Raw genomic sequence first — 19,010 nt, forward strand, 5'->3', positions numbered from 1 at the left:
ATTATTCTTTGAATAAAAAAATAACCCCGAAAGCCCGCATGATTTCAGGCTTCCGGGGATTTTTTCCTTTACTCCCACTCAATTGTCGCCGGGGGCTTCGAAGTGATGTCGTAGACCACCCGGTTGACTTCCTTGATCTCGCTAACAATGCGTGAGGAGATCGCTTCCAGCACCTCGTAGGGCAGGCGCACCCAGTCGGCGGTCATGGCGTCGTTGCTCATAACGGCCCGGATGGCGACCGTATAGGAATAGGTACGCTCGTCCCCCATCACGCCGACGCTCTTCATATCCGGCAGGATGGCAAAGGACTGCCAGATCCGGCGGTAGAGGCCGGCTTTGCGGATTTCCTCCTCCACGATGGCGTCGGCTTCCTGTACCACCGCCACCTTCTCAGCGGTGACCTCGCCCAATACCCGTACAGCCATGCCGGGACCGGGGAAAGGCTGCCGCCAGACCACCTCTTCCGGCAGATCCATCTCCTCGCCAAGCGCCCTGACCTCGTCCTTGAACAGCCAGCGCAACGGTTCCACCAGTTCAAACTTCATGTCCTCCGGGAGGCAGCCCACGTTATGGTGGCTTTTGATCACCGCCGCTGTGGCCGTGCCGCTCTCCACCACGTCCGGGTAAAGGGTGCCCTGGACCAGGAAATCAATATCGCCGAGCCTGGCGGCCTCGTCCTCAAAAACGCGGATGAACTCCTCACCGATAATCTTTCTCTTCCGTTCAGGATCGGTAACCCCGGCCAACTTGGACAAAAACCTCTCCCTGGCGTCGACATAAACCAGATTTATCTTAAATTTTTCCCGAAAAGTCTTCTGGACTTGTTCCGCCTCCCCTTTACGCAGGAGACCCTGGTTGACAAAAACGCAGGTGAGCTGGTCGCCCACCGCCCGCTGCACCAGCACGGCGGCAACCGAAGAGTCGACCCCGCCGCTTAAGCCGCATAGCACCTTTTTGTCGCCTACCCGCCGCTTAACCTCCGCCACTGCCCGCTCCAGAAAGGAACCCATGGTCCAGAGGCCGTGACAGCCGCAGATATCGTAAAGAAAGGCCTTCAACACATCCTGGCCTTTGGGGGTATGCACCACTTCCGGATGAAACTGCACGGCATAGAGCCTGCGGTCCGGGCAGACCATGGCTGCAACAGGGGAGTGATCCGTACTCGCGGTAATAGAGAAACCGGGTGGAGCTTTTTCTACGCGGTCACCGTGGCTCATCCAGCACTGCTCCACAGGTTCCATACAACCCAACAGCTTGTCCCGCTCCAGGACATTAAGCCCGGTCTTGCCGTATTCCCGCTGGACGGCCCGGGATACCCCGCCGCCAAGCTGCTGGGCCATCAACTGCATCCCGTAGCAGATACCCAGGATAGGGATACCTGTTTCATATATGGCAGGGTCGCAGGTCGGCGCCTTGTCCTGGTAGACGCTGGAGGGGCCACCGGAAAAAACGATGCCTTTCGGCTTTTTGGCGGCGATTTCCGCCACCGGGGTCGAAAAGGGCAGCATCTCGCAGAAGACCTTCAGCTCCCGGATGCGCCTGGCAATTAAATGGCTGTACTGGCCGCCAAAATCAAGGACGATTACCAATTCCTGCTCGGGCAGAGTCATGTTTTTTTCCCCCTTTGTATATGTCCGGTTTTAAAACCATGATGCAGGGTTGATTCCGGTACAGCCCGTTAAAGTCAAGCCCGTAACCCACTACAAAATGGTTCTCTATTTTGAAACCGTTATAGTGAACATCTACATCAACAACACGCCTGGATGGTTTGTCCAGCAGGGTGCAGATTTTTAGACTGGCCGGTCCGCGGGTTTTGAGGTTTTCCACCAGATAGCTGAGGGTGAGACCGGTATCAACAATATCTTCCACGATGAGGACATGCCGTCCTTCGATACCCTGGTCCAGGTCCTTCAAAATCCGCACCACCCCGGAGGACTTGGAGGAAGCCCCGTAGCTGGAGACAGCCATAAAGTCAAAACAGGTGGGCACGGAGATATTTCGCACCAGGTCGGCCAGGAAGATAACCGACCCCTTCAGGATACCAACCACCAACAGTTCCTTATCTGCGTAGTCACGGGATATCTGCGCGGCCAGTTCCTTTACTTTTAAACGTATCTCTTCTTCTGTCAAGAGGATCCTTTCACAGTCCGGATGCATCCACTAAAGCCCCCCGTTAATGAAATACACTTCACATTTAACATATTAATATATAACAGTTTTGATGAACTCATGTCAATTGCGACTGGCGCGATTTCAAGCGCATAAAACTGCGGATTGGTTTAAAGTATTCTACTAAACCATAATATACTGCATTTCCATGGGGCCGTGTACGAAGAAATTCGAACCACATTTTTTTGGGAATTGCCCCGTAAGAATAAAAAGCCGCCCCAGGGGACGGTTCGCGACTCAGCGGCAGGAATGTAATACCTTAAACGGGCGGGTTAATGGGAGGGACTTTATCATAGTCCCAGAAACGGAGGTTGATTTCGATACCGCCCTTGGGATTGTGCTTATCTTTGGCCTGCAGCACAGCCTGGCGCAGGCGGTAGTCCTCCGGGCTCAACCACACCTTATAATAATAATCAGTAAGCCGCAGTTCTAAAAAAGGATCCATCAGGTTGGGGCGCATTTCCAGCAAGAGCAGCGTCTCTCCGTTGACTATCTCTGTCCCCGCATATTTTAGTTCGGGGACGTCCTTGAAATTAAAATAGGCCAGGGGGTTCAGTTCGGCATAAAAAAGCTCGGAATCAGCCAGCCTGTTGCCGGTGAGAGTCACCCACCTGCCGCTTGGCTGGTCCTTAAAATAGGAGCTGTCGCCCACCTGAATAAACTCAATGGGAGTATTCATCATGGTACCCTGCATGTGGATATTGGCCGGGGCAACCATTTCTCCTTCCACCTTGCTAAAGAACTCCATATCGCTCTTACCTTCCGAAGTCAGCCTGGTTTCAGCCTGGTAGCGGAAACTCACGCTGGCTTTCGTCTTTTCCAACCCGGTCTTGAGCATTTCCTGGGGTGGAACTTTGCCGGCTCCGCGGGAAATCAGCTGCCCGACGCCCCAAATCACCAAAAATAATACCAGAGCCAGCGCCAGTGAAGGAACAACCGCTCTCCTTTTCAGAACCAACCAACGCGGACGCTGCACGGTCATCCCCCGTTTCTTTAGAAAAATTAAAACTTATCCTATTTTACTGATATTGTGAGGTAAATATGACAGTTCAAGAAGGTCCCGTGCTAATAATTAGTTAAAAACATCCTAAACTTGCGCGAGAGAGAGAAACAGGGTAAAATTTACTCATACCAGTTCCAAGTGGACTTTATGGAGGAAATATATTTGGAAATCAAAGATATGCAGGCAGAAGTAGATAATTGGATCAGCCAATTCGAAGAGGGTTACTGGAGCCCCCTCTCGATGATGGCGTGCTTGACGGAAGAAGTGGGAGAACTGGCGCGGGAGATTAACCACCAGTACGGGGAAAAGCCCAAAAAACAGGACGAGCCGATCGGTGACCTGGCGCTGGAAATTGCGGATATTTTGTTCATCCTGCTTTGTTACGCCAATTCCCTCAATATAAACCTGGAAGACGCTTTCAAAAGGGTTATGGCCAAGTACCGCTACCGTGACAGTGACAGGTATACCAGGAAGGAAAACCCGTAGCAGCGGTTCTCAACCAACCATGATCACTCAAGTGGTCGAAAGTTTTATTTACTGGAATCATGGAGGAACTATTGAATGGCAATAATTATACCGATTCAGGGTTTACGCTACAATCCGGCCAAAGCGGCCAAACTGGATGAGGTGGTCACACCGCCCTACGATGTCATCGACGCCGCTGCCCAGGAGGGATTCTATCAGCGCCACCCTTATAACATCATCCGTCTGGAATACGGCAGGATCTTGCCGGGGGACGACGAAACCAACAACCGCTACACCCGGGCTTCCGCCGATCTCAGCGCCTGGCTGAAAGAGGAGGTTCTGGTCTCCGAAACGGCCCCGGCCCTTTACTATTACGAGCAGGAGTTCAGTCTGGCCGGCGAAAGGGTCGTACGCAGCTGCTGTATCTGCGGAGTGAGACTGGAACCGTACGAAAAAGGCATAGTACTGCCGCATGAAGAGACCATGACCAAACATAAGGCTGACCGGCTGGAGCTGATGAGGACCTGTATGGCCAATTTCAGCCCTGTTTTCAGCTTGTACGCCGACCAGGAAAAAATGGTGGACCGTATCTTAAAGCAGGCTGCAGGAGACCGCGAGCCGGATATCCATTTCACCGGCAGCAACGGTGAGACGCACCGGATGTGGGTTGTCCAGGATGCCGGCGCCATCGGCAAGGTCCAGGAAGCTATGGCCGGCAGGCGTATTTTTATTGCCGACGGCCACCACCGTTACGAAACTGCCTTGAATTATAAAAGGGAGCGCGAGCTTTCAGGCCAAAGACCTGCAGACAGATTGGTAAGCGCGGCCAGTTCCTGCTCCACCACCCCGCAAGGTGTTTCCTGCTGTTCGTCCAGCGCCGACCCGGCCTACAATTACGTCATGATGACCCTGGTCAACCTGTACGACCCGGGTCTGGTCATTTTGCCAACGCACCGGCTGGTCAAAAACGTTACCGGCTTTAACAGAAGCAAGTTGATTGAACAGTTAAAAGAAAACTTCTCGGTGAAAGAATATCCCCTGGCGGCGGACAGAAGCAACCTCCAGGACTTTCTAGGTGTCATGGGCGAGCATGGGAAGCCGCACCCAGGCGATATTAAGAAAAACGTCTTCGGTCTCTATACCGGGGACAACAAGCTTTATTTACTTTCCTTGATTAATGAGAGGGACCTGGCGGGTATAATGCCGCAGGACAAGCCCCCCGTCTGGCAAAGGCTGGACGTCGCAGTGCTGCACACGCTGGTAATAGAAAAATATTTAGGCATCTGCGGTAAACTGCGGGCCAGAGCTGAACATATTACCTACACCCAGGAAGAAGAAGGAGCGCTGGCGGCGGTTGACCGGGGTGAATACCAGTTGGCCTTTTTCCTGAACCCGACCCTGGTTGAAGAAGTTACCGAGGTTGCCGCCCAGGGAGAAAAGATGCCGCAGAAAAGTACCTACTTTTACCCGAAATTTATTACAGGGCTGGTTATTAATCCGCTCTAGAACATGCCAACAGCCCGGCTTAAACCGGGCGGCGGCGCCGCATTATCGACAGCTCATTCGCACATTCTTTCATGCATTCGCCAGTGAATTTCAGTACTATTCTATTGCCTGCAACCCGGGAGACGCTCAAGGTACAGATCCCTGTACTTTTGAATCATGCTATCTATGCTGAACAGTTGCAGAGCACGCTCCCTACCAGCTTTACCCATAGCCCGGCGCTTGGAAGGATTGGCAATCAAGTCCATGAGAGCAGCTTCAGCCGCAGCTAGGTCAGATTCGTCGATTAAAAGACCCGTCTTTCCATCCTCCACCAGCTCACCGACACCCCCGACCTTGGTGGCTGCAACCGGGCACCCCCCCAGCATCGCCTCAATGATGGTCAGCGGCAGCCCCTCCCAACGTGAAAAGAGGACGAAGACATCGAAGTCCCGCATCAGACATGCCGCTTCCTCACGCGAACCCAGCAGAAAGACACTCTTGTCAATCCTCTTTGCCGTAAGATATGCTTTGCAGCTTGACCTGAGCGGTCCGTCACCGATCATCACAAAAAAAGGCTGTCGTTGGCCCGCATAGCTGTTTTGCCGACTCAATATCCTCTCTGCCACCTGCAACAAAAATATCGGGTCTTTCTGAGGGGCCAGGCGAGCCACCGTTCCTATCACTACGTCTTCCTTGCTAAATCCAAATTCCCCTCGTAGCAAGCCATCATTTTGATCAGGCTCGGGTAGACCGTTATGAATCAAGGTAAACTTTTCGGTGGGAGCAAGCTTTAATGCTTTCCCCTTTATTAAATCTGCTTCCGAAACGCAGATCACTTTTGTGCTAACCGTCCCGGCCAACCTTTCCGCCCAGATGAAAAACAGCCTGGCAACCCAGTTCTGATATGCATGAAGTCCCCAGCCGTGGGCGGTGAAGTAAATAGCAGGGACTCCAGCCAGCCTGGCGGCTAACCTCCCCAGTATACCGGCCTTGGAGCTGTGGCAGTGAACAATATCAAAATTTCCTTTTCTGATTATGGAATAGAGCTTCCACAAGGCTTTGAAATCGTCCAGAGGCGAGATGTCTCTTTTTAGTTCCGGAAGCTCAAAAACCTCTATTGTTTCCGGCAAGCCGCGCAACCAGCCGACTAATTCACCACCAGGCGCGCAAGCCACAGTTATATCAAAAAGACCGGGTTCCAACCCGGCGGCAAGATGATATACTACCTTTTGCGCCCCGCCAATTTCCGATAAGGTTATGATATATAAAATTCTGACCGGTTTCACATAAACACCCTCGGTTTTTTTCCAACTTTATCACATTCCGCCTCAAGAGGGAATACCATGTCCACATTACACGGGAAGGTGATGGTTGTGTAATACTTTGGACCTGAACTATAAAAGCAAAAAGCCCACAAGGGGCTTCTGTTTTCATGGTGGGGATGACTGGTTTCGAACCAGTGGCCTCTTGAATGTGAGTCAAGCGCTCTCCCGCTGAGCTACACCCCCATATTCAATTAATCTCATTTGGAGTGATTACTATTTTATCATATAGAATCGACGATGGCAAGGTATTAAGATATGACCCGAGTACATTCCCAAGCCGTCTCAAAATAAGGGCTTGCCAGGGCTATGATTTGACGATAATAGTGTCTCTCTGGTAGGCAGGTACTAAGTCATAGCAATTCAATCGGGCACACCATTCCATATCGGCAGCTAAACCCATACCAGCCAGTTTTTGGCCGTGTAGGGAGTCGTACAAAGCTTGCAGGGGATTGTGCGCATAGAATTCTCCCAGACGCCAGGCGGCCACAGCAAGATCGGAGCCTGGTAAAACAGTGTTTCCGCCGCTCAGGTTGTATAATTCCATCATAATCAACCCCGCTGCCACCGTGTCTTCCAGTGAAAACTCTCCTCTGGTGCCCGCGCAAATAAACACTATGTCCCGTCCTGTATTTAGAGCTTCTCTAGCCACGGCTCCGGCATTCAACACACTGCCGATTAAAACTTCCCCGCTTCCCACAGCAGCCCTGCGGATGGCCCTGGTCCCGTTAGTGGTGGTAAGAACCACTACCTTGCCTCCCACTTTTTCACGGGTGTATTCAAGAGGGGAGTTCCCAAGATGAAATCCAGGGATCAGGAGGCTTTCCCTTTCACCTCCCAGAATAACATCCGGCCGTTTTTGTACAGTGGATAATGCCTCCACCACAGTTTCTACCGGCACCATCTCCCGGCAACCACAGGCCATTGCTGTAACAATGGTGCTGGTGGCCCTTAGTATATCCAGGGCGATGGCGGTTTGACCTGACAGAGTTTCTTTTTTGATCTCGTCGGCTGTTGGAATTAAATCAATTCTCATATTATTCACCAATCTTCCACAAAAAGTCATTTTCGGGTAGTATAATTAAATCCAAACGGCAGGTAATTGCGATAATGTGTAGAACTATTGCCCAGATAAATTTCAATTTTTCGCAGCCTTATCTTGTAGATAATATACTACTATTAGAAGGAGATATCCAATGGCCAAAACTGTAACCAAGTCAAATATAACAAAAAAGACATCCACTGTTCCTAAACAGACGCAGGAAAGCCCAGTGGAGTGGACCCACCAATTAGCTTTTTGGGGCTTAGCTATCTTACTGTTCCTGCCACCTTATTTCAGGGGACTCTTCTTTCAGCCCGAACAGGAACGGGCTCTAATTTTTGCCGGGGTTGTTTTCTGGTTGGCCTGGCTCTGGAAATGGTCCAAACGTGACAACAACTTTCTCTCACATCCCCTGGACTACTTCACTCTGGCACTGCCGGCTGTTTACCTGGTGTCGGCTTTTCAGGCGGTTGCCTACGGGGTCGCAGTGAACGAAATTGTCAAGACCACCTTATATTTTATTACCTTCTGGCTTGTCTCAAGACTGGTCATCAACGCTAAAGACGTCACCTCCATCCTCCATGCCGTATACTTTAGCGCTATAGGGGTGGCCCTGGCCGGACTGGCCACGGCCACAGGTATAATATTTATAAAAGATGGCTTTCTGGATGGCCGCATCTACTCAACCCTGCAGTACCCCAACGCGTTAGCCGGCTACCTGGCGGCGGTACTATTCATTGGGCTTTACCTCTGGAGGAAACCGGGACTTGAAATACCGGCCGCGTCCGGGAACGGAATGGAAGTAGCCTGGTCGAAAGGGAATTGGAGCCAGTATCTTTACGCAACAGGTAATTTCCTACTGTTTACGGTGCTGCTTGGTACCAGGTCCAACGGTGGCCTGCTGGTTTTCGGAATAGTCCTGTTAATTTTTATTATTGGCCTGCCCAGGGGCAGCAGAATCCCGATGATCATCCATTTTACTCTGTTCAGTCCGCCATCTCTCCTGGCCGCCATCATGTTCTTAAATGCCGCCACCGGTGGACACCAAGGCATCGCCTGGCTGTGGATAGCGGTTGGACTGGCCCTGGTGTGGGCCGGCCAGACTCTTTACCACCTGGCGGAAAGAAAAGGGTTGCTGACCTGGATAGCCACCCATAAAACAGTACTCCTGGCAGCCCTGCTTCTGGTGGTTACAGCAGGTTGTATTTTCACCGGATTTTATATCAACACCCACAGCGACACTGCAAAAAATATTATTGAGGACCTCAGGTTGCGCAATGCTTCCGAACGCTTTTACTTTTTCCAGGACGCTATGAAAATGTTTCAAGAGCGCCCAGTCCTCGGCTGGGGCGGCGGTGGTTGGGAGGCAGCCTACCGCTCCTACCAGAGCTACCTGTATAACTCCAACCAGGTGCACGGTTATTACTTCCAGGTAATGGTGGAAACCGGGGTTCTTGGCATCCTGGTGGTGCTAGGTATTTGGGGCAGCTTCCTCCACCTGACCCACCGGCTTTACCACGGGGCCAAAGACAATGCCCCCCGGCAGATCCTGGTCCTAACCATCACGTCTGCCGCCGTCATGCTCGGACTCCATGCTGTCATTGACTTTGACCTTTCTCTCTCGGCCATTACCCTGGTGCTGTGGATGATGTTCGGACTGACCGTCTCCCCCGCACTGTCCGGCAAAAAGCAAGATGCAAGAAAGGGTAAAAAATATGTACCTGCCAATAACACGGTTTTAGCCGGAGCCTCAGTCGCAGCCCTGGTAATCATGGCTTTTGCAGGTTGTCTGGCCTGGAGCAATTATAAAGCTGCAGAGGCGGGCAAGTCCCTCCAAAAACAAGACGGCAACAAGGCGGTTGCCTATATGGAGGAAGCAATCGCCTACAACCCGGTCAACTACTCGTATTACAGCAATCTATCCCGCATCTACCAGCAGCAGGGAAAAACTGATGAAGCTATCGCCCAGTTAGAACAAGCCATTAATCTGAACCGGTACAATCCTGCCCTTTATACTGATCTGGCCAACCTTTATTTCAATAGTCAAAATTACGATGAAGCCGTCCTAAACGCTGAGCGTTCTATAGCCTTGGCCCCATTTCAAATTCAGTGGTACGAGGTTCTGTCACGAATTTACTTTCTAGGTGGCTATATGGAATTAATTGACGACAAGAAAGACCTGGCCAAAGATAACTTTGTCAAGGCGATTGGGCTGCCAGAGCTGATTAAGAGCCGGGTGAACACCTTAAGTGACCAGGAAAAACGGCTCTGGAAGGATGCTCCTATGTTATCCGCAACACCAGCGATCAGCTTAAACGTAGGTTCTTCCCTGTATTTAATGGGGATGTGGCCGGAAGCCGAAACCTATTTGCAGGCCGCCATGCAGGACGATAATAACAAGGGAGAAGCGGCAGTCTGGCTCAGTGTATTGAAAGACAAGCAGGGCAAGGCCCAGGAAGCAAGAGACTTATTGGAACAAGCCAAGGAATTGTCGCCACAGATTGCTAATGGTTACGAAAGTCTCAAAAATCTTGAGATCCTGGAATAGGTAGAACAAAGCTCAAATCATGAGCAATATAAAAAAAAACTAACCGACCTCAGTAATCCAGGAGCGGTTAGTTTTTATAGAATTTAAGAAGCTCTGTCCTTCATTAAAATCACTTTGACAGTCTGCAACAGGATAGCTAAGTCTCTCGAGAGAGAGTACGACTTGGTATAGAGGAGGTCGTACTTCAGTTTGTTCTCAGGGCTGGTGCTGTATCTTCCGGCAATTTGGGCCAAGCCCGTTATACCGGACTTGACATTCATCCGGTAGGCATATTCGGGTGTATCCTTAATTAGTTCGTTAACAAAAAAAGGTCTTTCCGGGCGGGGTCCGACGATGCTCATATCACCTTTTAAAACGTTTAACAACTGAGGAATTTCATCAATCCTCGTTTCCCTCAAAAAGCGTCCCACCCTGGTAATTCGAGGATCCTTTTCCGTAGCAAGTACAGGGCCGCTTTCCTGTTCGGCATTTACTACCATAGTTCTGAACTTATACAGATAAAAAGGCTTACCTTGCAAAGTCAGGCGTTTTTGCAGATAAAAAACCGGCCCCGGGGTTTCAAGCTTAATGGCTACTGCGGCAAGAATGTTCAGAGGAGCGGTGATTACTATGGCAATCATGGAAAGTACTATATCCATCAACCTTTTTATAATTAGAGATTCCTCGGGTATATTTAAACGGCCAATCGTAAAGACCGGCACATCGTCAACCTGATCAAGCCTAGCCTGGGCCAGCATAATCCCGTATAGGTCAGGTACCAGGAGAACCTTTTTATCCCTGTCAACGCAGGCATAAACTACCTCGACTTTTTGTTCCTGGGAGAGAGATGAACAGACAAAAATTTTATCCGGGTTAACGCTATCCAAACAATCGTTGAATCCCGAGACATCCCCCAGCACCGGCCAATCAGCCAAAGTGCTACAATGATTATCGGCATTATCACCCTTATCATCATATTCCGAAAGACCTGTTTGGAGATCGGTGCCAACTACAAGGCCGGCAACTCTAATAGCCCCGTCTGTAGCAGCCTCTAGCTTTTCAGCCAGCGCTGCCGCCTCATGGCGTTGTCCGACAACAATAACTCTTACAGCCTCTTGGAGCCTTCTTTCCAAATGCCAGGCCGCCCTTCGCCATAGAGCCAGCAAAACTAGTTGAATGAGCGGCGCTGTCAGGAGCACGGTACGGGGAAAAGCAAAACCACGGAATAAAAAGGACAAGGCCATGGCGGCCATCGCCTGGAAGAGGATAACACAGACTAAAGAAGCAAATACTTCTCCCCAGCGCCAGCGGTAACCGCTATATAGTTTGTAAAAATAAAACAGCGATAGGGCGGAGAGAGTAAGCCAGGGCCAGGTATTGAGGTAAGGCGTAAGGTTTTCATCGGGTATAGTCCAGCCGAACTTCATAAAAAAGGCCAGCACGTATCCGAGATGAATCAGAAAGATGTCGACTAGGACAAACAGCAGCTTAAATAATAAGGTTTTGCGATTAAGGATTTGCATTGTAATCTCCCTGGTGATTTCAAAAGCTATATACTCTTTCTATTTCGTCAAATTTGCTGCATTTCCTTTTGCACTATTGCCAATTCAGTGTAATATAAAAACTTTTCAAAATAACCAATCTTTGTCTCCCTTGAAAAAAAGGATTTGCGTTTCGACGATCCAGGTAAGGCAAAGTCAAAAAGATCTCACGATGGTGGATAAAAGCACTTTATGTATCGGATACCTCTGACTGTACAAACAGTACATAATGTATGAACAATTTATTTTAATAACATGAAGAAGTGCAGGAAAGTTGCGTATCCAGTTAGCCAGTTCTCCATCAGACCCACCAAACAGCAATATAATATAAGCTACTTTTATCTAAATCGTTCTCTCCCATCATATATTTATAAGCTGATGAATATGGCTCCTAAAATAATAAAAATAATTCCTGTCCATTTATATCGTGTAATCTTCTCCGATAAAAATTTATAGGAAAGAATAAAGGACCAAATATAAGTGATTGAGGTTAATGGTAATACCGTTGAATAAAGTAAGTACTTTAAAACATATATGTTGATTAGAGCGCTTGAAAAGTAGAGTATTCCACCTAGATAAAACCACGGACTACGAAGTATCAACCAAATGCTAGACAAACCCGTTGCTTTTTTTAAGTAGAATCCACCAAAAGCACCTAGTATAGTCATTAGTAGTAATTGAGTATAGACCAAATAGTCATGCAGCTTCATCCGTCACATCCCCCCCACCAATGAAAACAATGCCTGTAATCATAAAAAATATTCCGATAACCTTCAACCAGCCAATATATTCATGCAACACGAAATACCCGATTAAAAGCGAAAGAATATAGCTAGTACATAGCATAGGATGTAAAACGGAAAAACTACCAAACCGAAAAGCTATTATCATGCAAACAGTACCAACACCATAAAAAAAGAATCCATCACAAAGTAACCATAGATTAGTGCTACCCGACAATTTCCAGAACAGTTGTCCCAACGAAACTAAAACTGAAGAAAACAGGATTAGTATAATACCCTTATAATTTTTTTTAAATGATTTAAAAAATGTGTTCATAGAGCCATCCCCTCAGACTGTCATTGATTCAACTTCTCAATGGATTCAAATACATAATTTTGTTTTGTATGCTGAAGGTGTAAAATTAAAGACACATACTTAATCAAGATTGCAAGTAGTACAAAAATTCCGGTAAAAGAAACAGAAGTAAAAAGCATAATCGTGGTCCAACCTTCAACTACACGGTCAATAACCACATACACATAGACCGTATATCCCAGCATAAATAGAGAGATAGATGCCATTAAAGTCGCCATATATAAGGCCACTTTAGCACCTAAACTCGTAAATAACAGAAGGGAATTAACAGCGAGTTCCATCCTCTCACTGCGTTGCTGCTCGTTACAACCTATCATAGCTTTCAAAATAGGCGTATATTTTAGGTTCACCGTTTGCAGACCACAATTGTAATATATCGCCTTCCTGTACGGGATGGAAGCACTTAAAATATTAATACGATTTATACTTCGCCGAGACAAGATTCGAAATCTCTCCGTATTTAACTGCACGCAGTTTCTCGAATACTTATGAAACAAGCTATAAAAAATTCTTGAAGTAAGCTTCCCTGCTGTGTTAGGTGAAGTACTAACAATGTCATAACCTTTAAGCGACTGTTGGTATACCTTTATCACTTCCTTGAAATTATAATCCACAACCGGCGAATCAAATTCAAATACGAAATCACCAATAGCTAAGTCAACGCCTGCAACCATGGCCGCTTCTAAACCCTGAAAATAGCTTAAATTAACTATTGATATGGTCATCCCTGTTAATTCTTTAGAGATTTTTTTTATTATCTCTACACTACTATCCGACGAATAATCATTAACAAAAATGATTTCAAACTTTTCAAAGGTCTCTCGTAACGTTTCCGCTAACTTACGCAAAAATAATTCTAATTCAGTTTCATGGTTTCTAACATATATAACTGCAGATATAAAGTTTTTCTCTTGATTCAGTTTTCTAACTCTGTCATCCAGTATCATTGTTTCCATTAAAGTACCTCTTCTAAATCATACATCGTATTAATCTTACCTGAAAGCACACTGATAAATGTCGGTGCGCTTGAAAACTGCTTAATTACCGTCGGTCGTGAATCATCGATTTCGGAAGCCATAAGTATCGGTTTCATCGAAAAGAGAGAATCCACATACTCAATTTCAATATCGTCCTGTAAATATTTCTTTACCAGTGCTGACATGTACGGCCAGGCTGACATAGGTTTCCTAGGGCATGTATTGCAGTTACCCAGTTGTTGTGGTGAACATTCCACATCATTATGTTTTTGGCACTCGAAGGTAGGTAATGGCGCAAAAGATGTGGAATGTGGCGTAAATGTTACTGACGTCAAAGAATGTAGTCCAGTCTTGCCAAATGGCATTATTGAGAAGAAAGGCCCATCCATTACCGTAATTCCCACATCTTGGATCCGGTCACTGACCCTGCACAAAATTAGTTCGCATAGCTCATACTTAGTCCGAAAAGGTTCAAATCCCAGTAAAGATATAATCTGGTTTACCGACGAATATGTAGTATTCAACAGAAATCCCGTTAAAAACTTGTAACCTCTTTTTAGATGGACCTCATACAATTTGTCCTGTTTATTAGCGATAATTCTTTCAATTCTTACACCGTAATGAATTTCCACATTTTTCATTTTAGTTAATTCGGCAACAAAATAATCCCTTAAAATTTTTGCATCATATGTATATTCTTCCGTATCAAATACGCCGTCGCACATTCCTGGTTTAAAAAATAGCTCTGGCATAATATCTTCACATTTGATATTAGCATCCATGCAAAATTTACGGAATTGTTTAGCACAGGTCCAGGAGTACTTGGTAGATGTTGCATAAACCTTCCGGAAGTTAAAATGGATACAAAAATTATAGTCCTTATTAAATCGATCAAAATAACGGGAAGATTTTATAGCTGTGGAAAAAGAGCGGGGATAATGGTAACCGTTATGGATCCGGGCTTGATTAATATACGTAGCCCTAGCAAAAGGCCCCTTTTCATATTCCAGTACCAAAACCTTCTCGCCTTTTTTTCCGCAATATTCTGCCGCATACAATCCATACAATCCCGCACCGATGATTATTTTATCGTAAATCACTTCAATCCCTCGTATTTTCGTTTGGATTATACTTGCCGCAAACAACATTAAATAATATCCGTAGTAAATCAGTATTACCCTTGAAAAAACTTATTTTAGTAGGGATCTTCCCCTTAGGCGGATATACTCTCTTTACCGGAATTTCTTTTGTCTTAAATCCAAGCCTTGGAGCCCTTACCGATAAATAGGCCAATAATTCATAAGTATTGAAAATATCTCGAAATGGCTGTACTTCTGGATGTAAAAGATATCGGCGGGAGTATCCGCGAAATCCGTTTGTCGTATCCGTATAACGAAATCCAGCAGCATAAGATATGATGGGGATATGAAGCAGTTTCACTGAAATATGACGTATCCATGGAGTATTGATTGCCTGGCCACCATCTATATAGCGAGACCCTTGGATCATATCATATCCCTCATCGAGAGCTTGAATAAACAAAGGAACTGATTCAACACTATCTTTTCCATTACCATCTACCGTAACAATTCCTTCGTAACCTCTTTCCAAGGACCAGTAATAACCCATCCGCAATTGGGCGCTCAGTTTCCCAGGACCTGTTTTTACCAGAAGAGTATTTACTCCTAATTTCATCAACCACTCCTCTTCCGTCGATCCGTCCGTTGAACCTCCATCGCAAAGAATTACGTCAATCAACTGGTTCCCATTGAATCGTTGAAAACGTTCTAATTGCTGTATAATATTTTTCCCTTCATTAATAACTGGAATGCAAAGGCAATATTTCGTCCTTTTTGGAGCTAATTCCTTGATCTCAAATTTCGGGACCTGTAACTGCATGATCACTTCCCCCTAAAGACATCCGCAATATAGCGGAGTGTTTCCTCAAGGCTTTCAATATTGTTATGTTCATTCCTTTTCATTTCAATGGAAACAAATTTATCAAATCCCCGCTGTTTTAATATCTTAGACAAGACCCTATGTTCATGCCTTCTCTGTATTCGTAATAAATACGGTTCACTGATGTGGATGTGATTTATCCAATCTAGCATGGTTGAAACCTTTTCTATATCCTCACCATTTTCAACAATAGTACCAAAATCCATATTAATTCGAAATCCTTCGATATTTACATCCTGAACCAGCTTAAAAGCTTCGTCTGTCCGATTAATGAAGTTAGTGCCATAAATCATTGGGTTGGCTTCAATACTTACAACCGTCCCATGTTGTAATGCATATTCGCCAATTTCGCGGAAAAATGCAACTGCAATACAGTAATCGCTCTCTCTTTCAATAATTCTATTTTTTGGAGAACCAAAAACCATATTACCGCACCCGACAGTATCAGCAAAATCTACAGCTTTTTTCAAATACTTCATGAGATCCTTTCGTTCCATATCGGAACCAAAAAGTCTTTCATTCCGCCCAAATAGGATTGACTGTAGGCTTGAAATAACAAAACCATATTTCTGCTTTAAACTATCTGCAATTCGTCGTGCTATCTCTTTATGTTCATAAGGTTTTTTTTCAATCAGGCGGGTAGGTGCAATTTCAAGGCCCGCAAACCCATATTTTATCATCAAATCGTATACTATATTATCCTCTATATTTAACCACGCAATATTTGATACTGAAAGTTTCATTCTATTTTCCACCGGCAACAAATAGTTTAATATCCTCTAAAATAAACTGCTTATTAAAAATATAGCCGTTCTCTCCTCCAAACATTCTTGCATGGATCGTCTTGATATCATAACATACTGGTTCCTTACCTGGAAAAATATTTTCAAAAGGCTTCCCATAAGCAAAGGCATATACCTCCGCAGCTGATACAGGTTCTGTAGTAATATTCAATAGTTTTAATCCATTCGCAAGGGCTGTTTCAATATGATTCCACAGATACTTTAAATTGTAGAACGGGTATTCATTTCTCGAATCTGTAAAGGCAAGAGAGTTGAACTTATTATTCATAAAGTATGTTTTTAGTGTTTCTCTTTGCATGTCTGAAAGTTGGTTAACCTTATAGAACCCATTTAACTGATAGGTATAGTACTCCTCTAAATCCAATTCTTTTTCTTGCAATAGTTCTTTAAATTTCTCCTCTTTAATCATCGTTGGGATCATATTTATCATATCAAAAATAAAATTTTTTTTCATTTTGCTTCCATACAAAGCTGGAAGGCGGATAATTAAAGAATCAAGCATAAATTCCTCTACCCATTTTTCAAGCAACCTACGATGTAAACCATAAGGATGTTGCCCATCCTCCTCAATTTCTGTAGTTTCATCCACTCCCTGTGATCTTTTGTAGACGTCAATAGTTGAAATAAGGATAAATTTTTTGGCCTTAATCTTTTTTATATTCCTTATAGCATTATCAATGTATTTCCGATCCTTTTCAGGTTGATGATTCGCCAGGTATTTCTCGGCAGGCACTCCAGCATAAACCACCAAATCAAATGACTTTCCATAACTATCTTGTATATTCTTAGAATTATAAAAGGCATCAAAAGGTGTCTGCTGACAAAGATTTGAACCAACAAAGCCTGTATAACCAATGAGTGCTTTCATAATAACCTCCTTTTTTCCAAAGTGTTATGGAGTATAGAAAATTATTTATCAAATTCAACAAAACATGGATACCCTTTGATTGAGTCAACTTTCTCATCTTCATAATAAACCAGTATCCATTGAGAAGGTTCCATCTCAATTTTAACAATATTTCTTTTATCATTACCTAGAAATAATATAGATTTAGATGCTTCTATTAATTTATGGTTAGTATAAGTATCTTTAAATAAAACCGAGTTGCCCGAAATACTAATTCCATTTTTCCAATTGGCATCAGATAAGTTGGCCGGCATTGTTTTACCGAATAACCATTGGTTCTGCGAGATTACTATTGAAACAAAAAACATTAAAGATGTAGCGATTATAATTACCTTTGTTTTGATATTTACGCTTTCTAAAATGCAGTTCACCATAACCCCCACTATCGCAAAACCAAAAATGCAAAAGGGGACATGCCATAAAACATAATTAATATGCACATGTATATACGAGTGCGCTTTAGCTAAAATAAACCATGATAATGGTGCTAAAATTGAAAACCACGTTGATATAACTAGAGCAATGAACTGATTCCTCCATTTTTTTACAGAAGGAATGTAGTTTTCCGATACCAGGCTAAGTGATGAGAAGAACATAAATACAAATATTATTTCTTGGTAGCTAATTTTTAAAAAATTGTTAGAAACATAAAATAAAGACGATAAATCAATAAAATAGCCTTTATTCATCACCCAGTCATATTGTAACCCACCATAAAAATAACGATCTAATACAGTGGTTACCGGCGCAACAAGACTCTCCTTATTAAAATCCGAAATATTTAGTAATGTCGGGTCAGCGAATGTTCTTCTGATTATAGTTAATTTCAATGTTTGAAAAACCATATTTAAATCACTAAATAATGAATAGAGCATAATAGCATGAATAATTATTGCAATTATGAAACCGAGTAATCCTGCGATACTAATAAGACCAAATCTAACAAATAAGTCTCTCTTTAACCATCTACGAGAGATAGCGTAGTATATATAAGGTATCATCATAGCTATAAGAATAGTGGAAATAAATTCATATCCACACATTGATTTTATCATAACGGCAACAGCAGTCGATATAAATGCAAATATCATCGGAAAATTTTTTTTATAATCTGCATATTCCAGAATTAAGATACTTACAAGCATTGGTAAAAACCAGGTCCATGAGACCCAATAGAGATTTTTCCCAAAGATTGTCAACCACGGAGAAAAGATAGTTGAAATAAGTAAAACAATACCTATAAATACATTAAATTCTTTAGTTAGCCAAGTAACTATCAATGTTAAAATCAAGGCTAGCAAAAACGAATTTAAATCATAAAAAAAATGAAGCTTAAATTTTTCTGTTACCGGAATAATCTTATCAAATGTACTAAATACAAAGCCTTGTAAACCAACCTGAGATGTATATGGATTTAACTTTTTATTGGCACTTTTATTATTTAAATATGTATTTCTATAATCTAACCAGGCCATCCGTAAATCTTTTTCATCAGAGTACCATCCAAGACCATAAGATCTCATTATGCCATTTTCTCTAGCGTCAAGTATTTTTCCTAAGACCAAACTTTCAGAATCAAGTTGATTATTGTTAAACCAGTTTGATTCTGCAACGTGAAAAAAATTCATTCTAAAACTTACAAACAGTACTAATAAGCATGTTAAGAAGAAGAATATATTTACTGTTTTCTTGTTTATATAAAAGGACATTGC

At 44.4% G+C, this 19,010-nt stretch carries 16 protein-coding genes and 1 tRNA gene; 3 read left to right on the top strand and 14 right to left on the bottom strand.

The genetic code is table 11. From position 1 onward, the window contains the following. Window positions 1-68: 68 nt before the first annotated feature. The 3 genes from guaA to Psfp_RS07835 form a co-directional block, all read right to left on the bottom strand. The gene (gene guaA / locus Psfp_RS07825) at window positions 69-1,610 is read right to left on the bottom strand and encodes a glutamine-hydrolyzing GMP synthase (protein ID WP_134217990.1); all 1,542 of its coding nucleotides are present in this window, start codon (window positions 1,608-1,610) and stop codon (window positions 69-71) included. Further along, window positions 1,573-2,157: a hypoxanthine phosphoribosyltransferase gene (gene hpt / locus Psfp_RS07830; RefSeq protein ID WP_134217991.1), complete on the bottom strand. Its 585-nt coding sequence runs from the start codon at window positions 2,155-2,157 to the stop codon at window positions 1,573-1,575. Before hpt ends, guaA begins: the two co-directional genes overlap by 38 nt. A gap of 271 nt (window positions 2,158-2,428) precedes the next feature. Further along, the gene (locus tag Psfp_RS07835; RefSeq protein WP_134217992.1) at window positions 2,429-3,145 is read right to left on the bottom strand and encodes a hypothetical protein; all 717 of its coding nucleotides are present in this window, start codon (window positions 3,143-3,145) and stop codon (window positions 2,429-2,431) included. A 189-nt stretch (window positions 3,146-3,334) separates the two neighbouring features. Here Psfp_RS07835 and Psfp_RS07840 point away from each other — a divergent pair, with 189 nt between their 5' ends. Both Psfp_RS07840 and Psfp_RS07845 read left to right on the top strand, forming a co-directional pair. Then, on the top strand, window positions 3,335-3,658 hold the full coding sequence (locus tag Psfp_RS07840) for a nucleotide pyrophosphohydrolase (RefSeq protein WP_134217993.1): 324 nt from the start codon (window positions 3,335-3,337) through the stop codon (window positions 3,656-3,658). 75 nt (window positions 3,659-3,733) lie between these two features. Next, window positions 3,734-5,143, top strand: coding sequence for a DUF1015 domain-containing protein (locus Psfp_RS07845; RefSeq protein WP_134217994.1), 1,410 nt, complete (start codon window positions 3,734-3,736; stop codon window positions 5,141-5,143). 101 nt (window positions 5,144-5,244) lie between these two features. Here the strand turns inward: Psfp_RS07845 and Psfp_RS07850 are convergent, their stop codons facing one another. The 3 genes from Psfp_RS07850 to Psfp_RS07860 all read right to left on the bottom strand — a co-directional run bounded on the left by Psfp_RS07850 (window position 5,245) and on the right by Psfp_RS07860 (window position 7,480). Next, entirely contained in the window at window positions 5,245-6,408 is a 1,164-nt protein-coding gene (locus Psfp_RS07850; RefSeq protein WP_134217995.1) for a glycosyltransferase family 4 protein, read from the bottom strand. 147 nt (window positions 6,409-6,555) lie between these two features. Further along, a tRNA-Val gene (locus tag Psfp_RS07855) sits at window positions 6,556-6,630 on the bottom strand. A gap of 121 nt (window positions 6,631-6,751) precedes the next feature. Beyond that, the gene (locus Psfp_RS07860; RefSeq protein WP_134217996.1) at window positions 6,752-7,480 is read right to left on the bottom strand and encodes a 2-phosphosulfolactate phosphatase; all 729 of its coding nucleotides are present in this window, start codon (window positions 7,478-7,480) and stop codon (window positions 6,752-6,754) included. A 160-nt stretch (window positions 7,481-7,640) separates the two neighbouring features. On the opposite strand from Psfp_RS07860, the gene Psfp_RS07865 reads away from it, so the two are divergent. Further along, window positions 7,641-10,034 (top strand): tetratricopeptide repeat protein, encoded by a 2,394-nt coding sequence (locus Psfp_RS07865; protein ID WP_134217997.1) that lies wholly within the window; start codon window positions 7,641-7,643, stop codon window positions 10,032-10,034. An 83-nt stretch (window positions 10,035-10,117) separates the two neighbouring features. Here Psfp_RS07865 and Psfp_RS07870 read toward each other — a convergent pair whose 3' ends face one another. From Psfp_RS07870 to Psfp_RS07910, 8 genes are all read right to left on the bottom strand, one after another. Continuing rightward, the gene (locus Psfp_RS07870; RefSeq protein ID WP_134217998.1) at window positions 10,118-11,536 is read right to left on the bottom strand and encodes a sugar transferase; all 1,419 of its coding nucleotides are present in this window, start codon (window positions 11,534-11,536) and stop codon (window positions 10,118-10,120) included. 714 nt (window positions 11,537-12,250) lie between these two features. Next, window positions 12,251-12,613 carry an EamA family transporter gene (locus Psfp_RS07880; RefSeq protein ID WP_134217999.1) on the bottom strand — a complete coding sequence of 121 codons (363 nt, stop codon included), beginning with the start codon at window positions 12,611-12,613 and terminating at the stop codon, window positions 12,251-12,253. A 20-nt stretch (window positions 12,614-12,633) separates the two neighbouring features. Beyond that, window positions 12,634-13,608, bottom strand: a complete 975-nt coding sequence (locus Psfp_RS07885; RefSeq protein WP_134218000.1) for a glycosyltransferase — start codon at window positions 13,606-13,608, stop codon at window positions 12,634-12,636. After that, window positions 13,608-14,729 carry an FAD-dependent oxidoreductase gene (locus tag Psfp_RS07890; RefSeq protein ID WP_134218001.1) on the bottom strand — a complete coding sequence of 374 codons (1,122 nt, stop codon included), beginning with the start codon at window positions 14,727-14,729 and terminating at the stop codon, window positions 13,608-13,610. Before Psfp_RS07890 ends, Psfp_RS07885 begins: the two co-directional genes overlap by 1 nt. A gap of 1 nt (window position 14,730) precedes the next feature. Then, complete coding sequence (locus Psfp_RS07895; protein ID WP_192895316.1) at window positions 14,731-15,528, bottom strand: glycosyltransferase family 2 protein; 798 nt, start codon at window positions 15,526-15,528, stop codon at window positions 14,731-14,733. 2 nt (window positions 15,529-15,530) lie between these two features. Next, window positions 15,531-16,331 carry a sugar phosphate isomerase/epimerase family protein gene (locus tag Psfp_RS07900; protein WP_134218003.1) on the bottom strand — a complete coding sequence of 267 codons (801 nt, stop codon included), beginning with the start codon at window positions 16,329-16,331 and terminating at the stop codon, window positions 15,531-15,533. Window position 16,332: 1 nt separating this feature from the next. Continuing rightward, window positions 16,333-17,259 (bottom strand): NAD-dependent epimerase/dehydratase family protein, encoded by a 927-nt coding sequence (locus Psfp_RS07905; RefSeq protein ID WP_134218004.1) that lies wholly within the window; start codon window positions 17,257-17,259, stop codon window positions 16,333-16,335. 41 nt (window positions 17,260-17,300) lie between these two features. Beyond that, complete coding sequence (locus Psfp_RS07910) at window positions 17,301-19,007, bottom strand: hypothetical protein (protein ID WP_134218005.1); 1,707 nt, start codon at window positions 19,005-19,007, stop codon at window positions 17,301-17,303. Window positions 19,008-19,010: the final 3 nt, after the last annotated feature.

The organism is Pelotomaculum sp. FP (assembly GCF_004369245.1).
GTDB classification, from domain to species: Bacteria; Bacillota; Desulfotomaculia; order Desulfotomaculales; family Pelotomaculaceae; genus Pelotomaculum_C; species Pelotomaculum_C schinkii.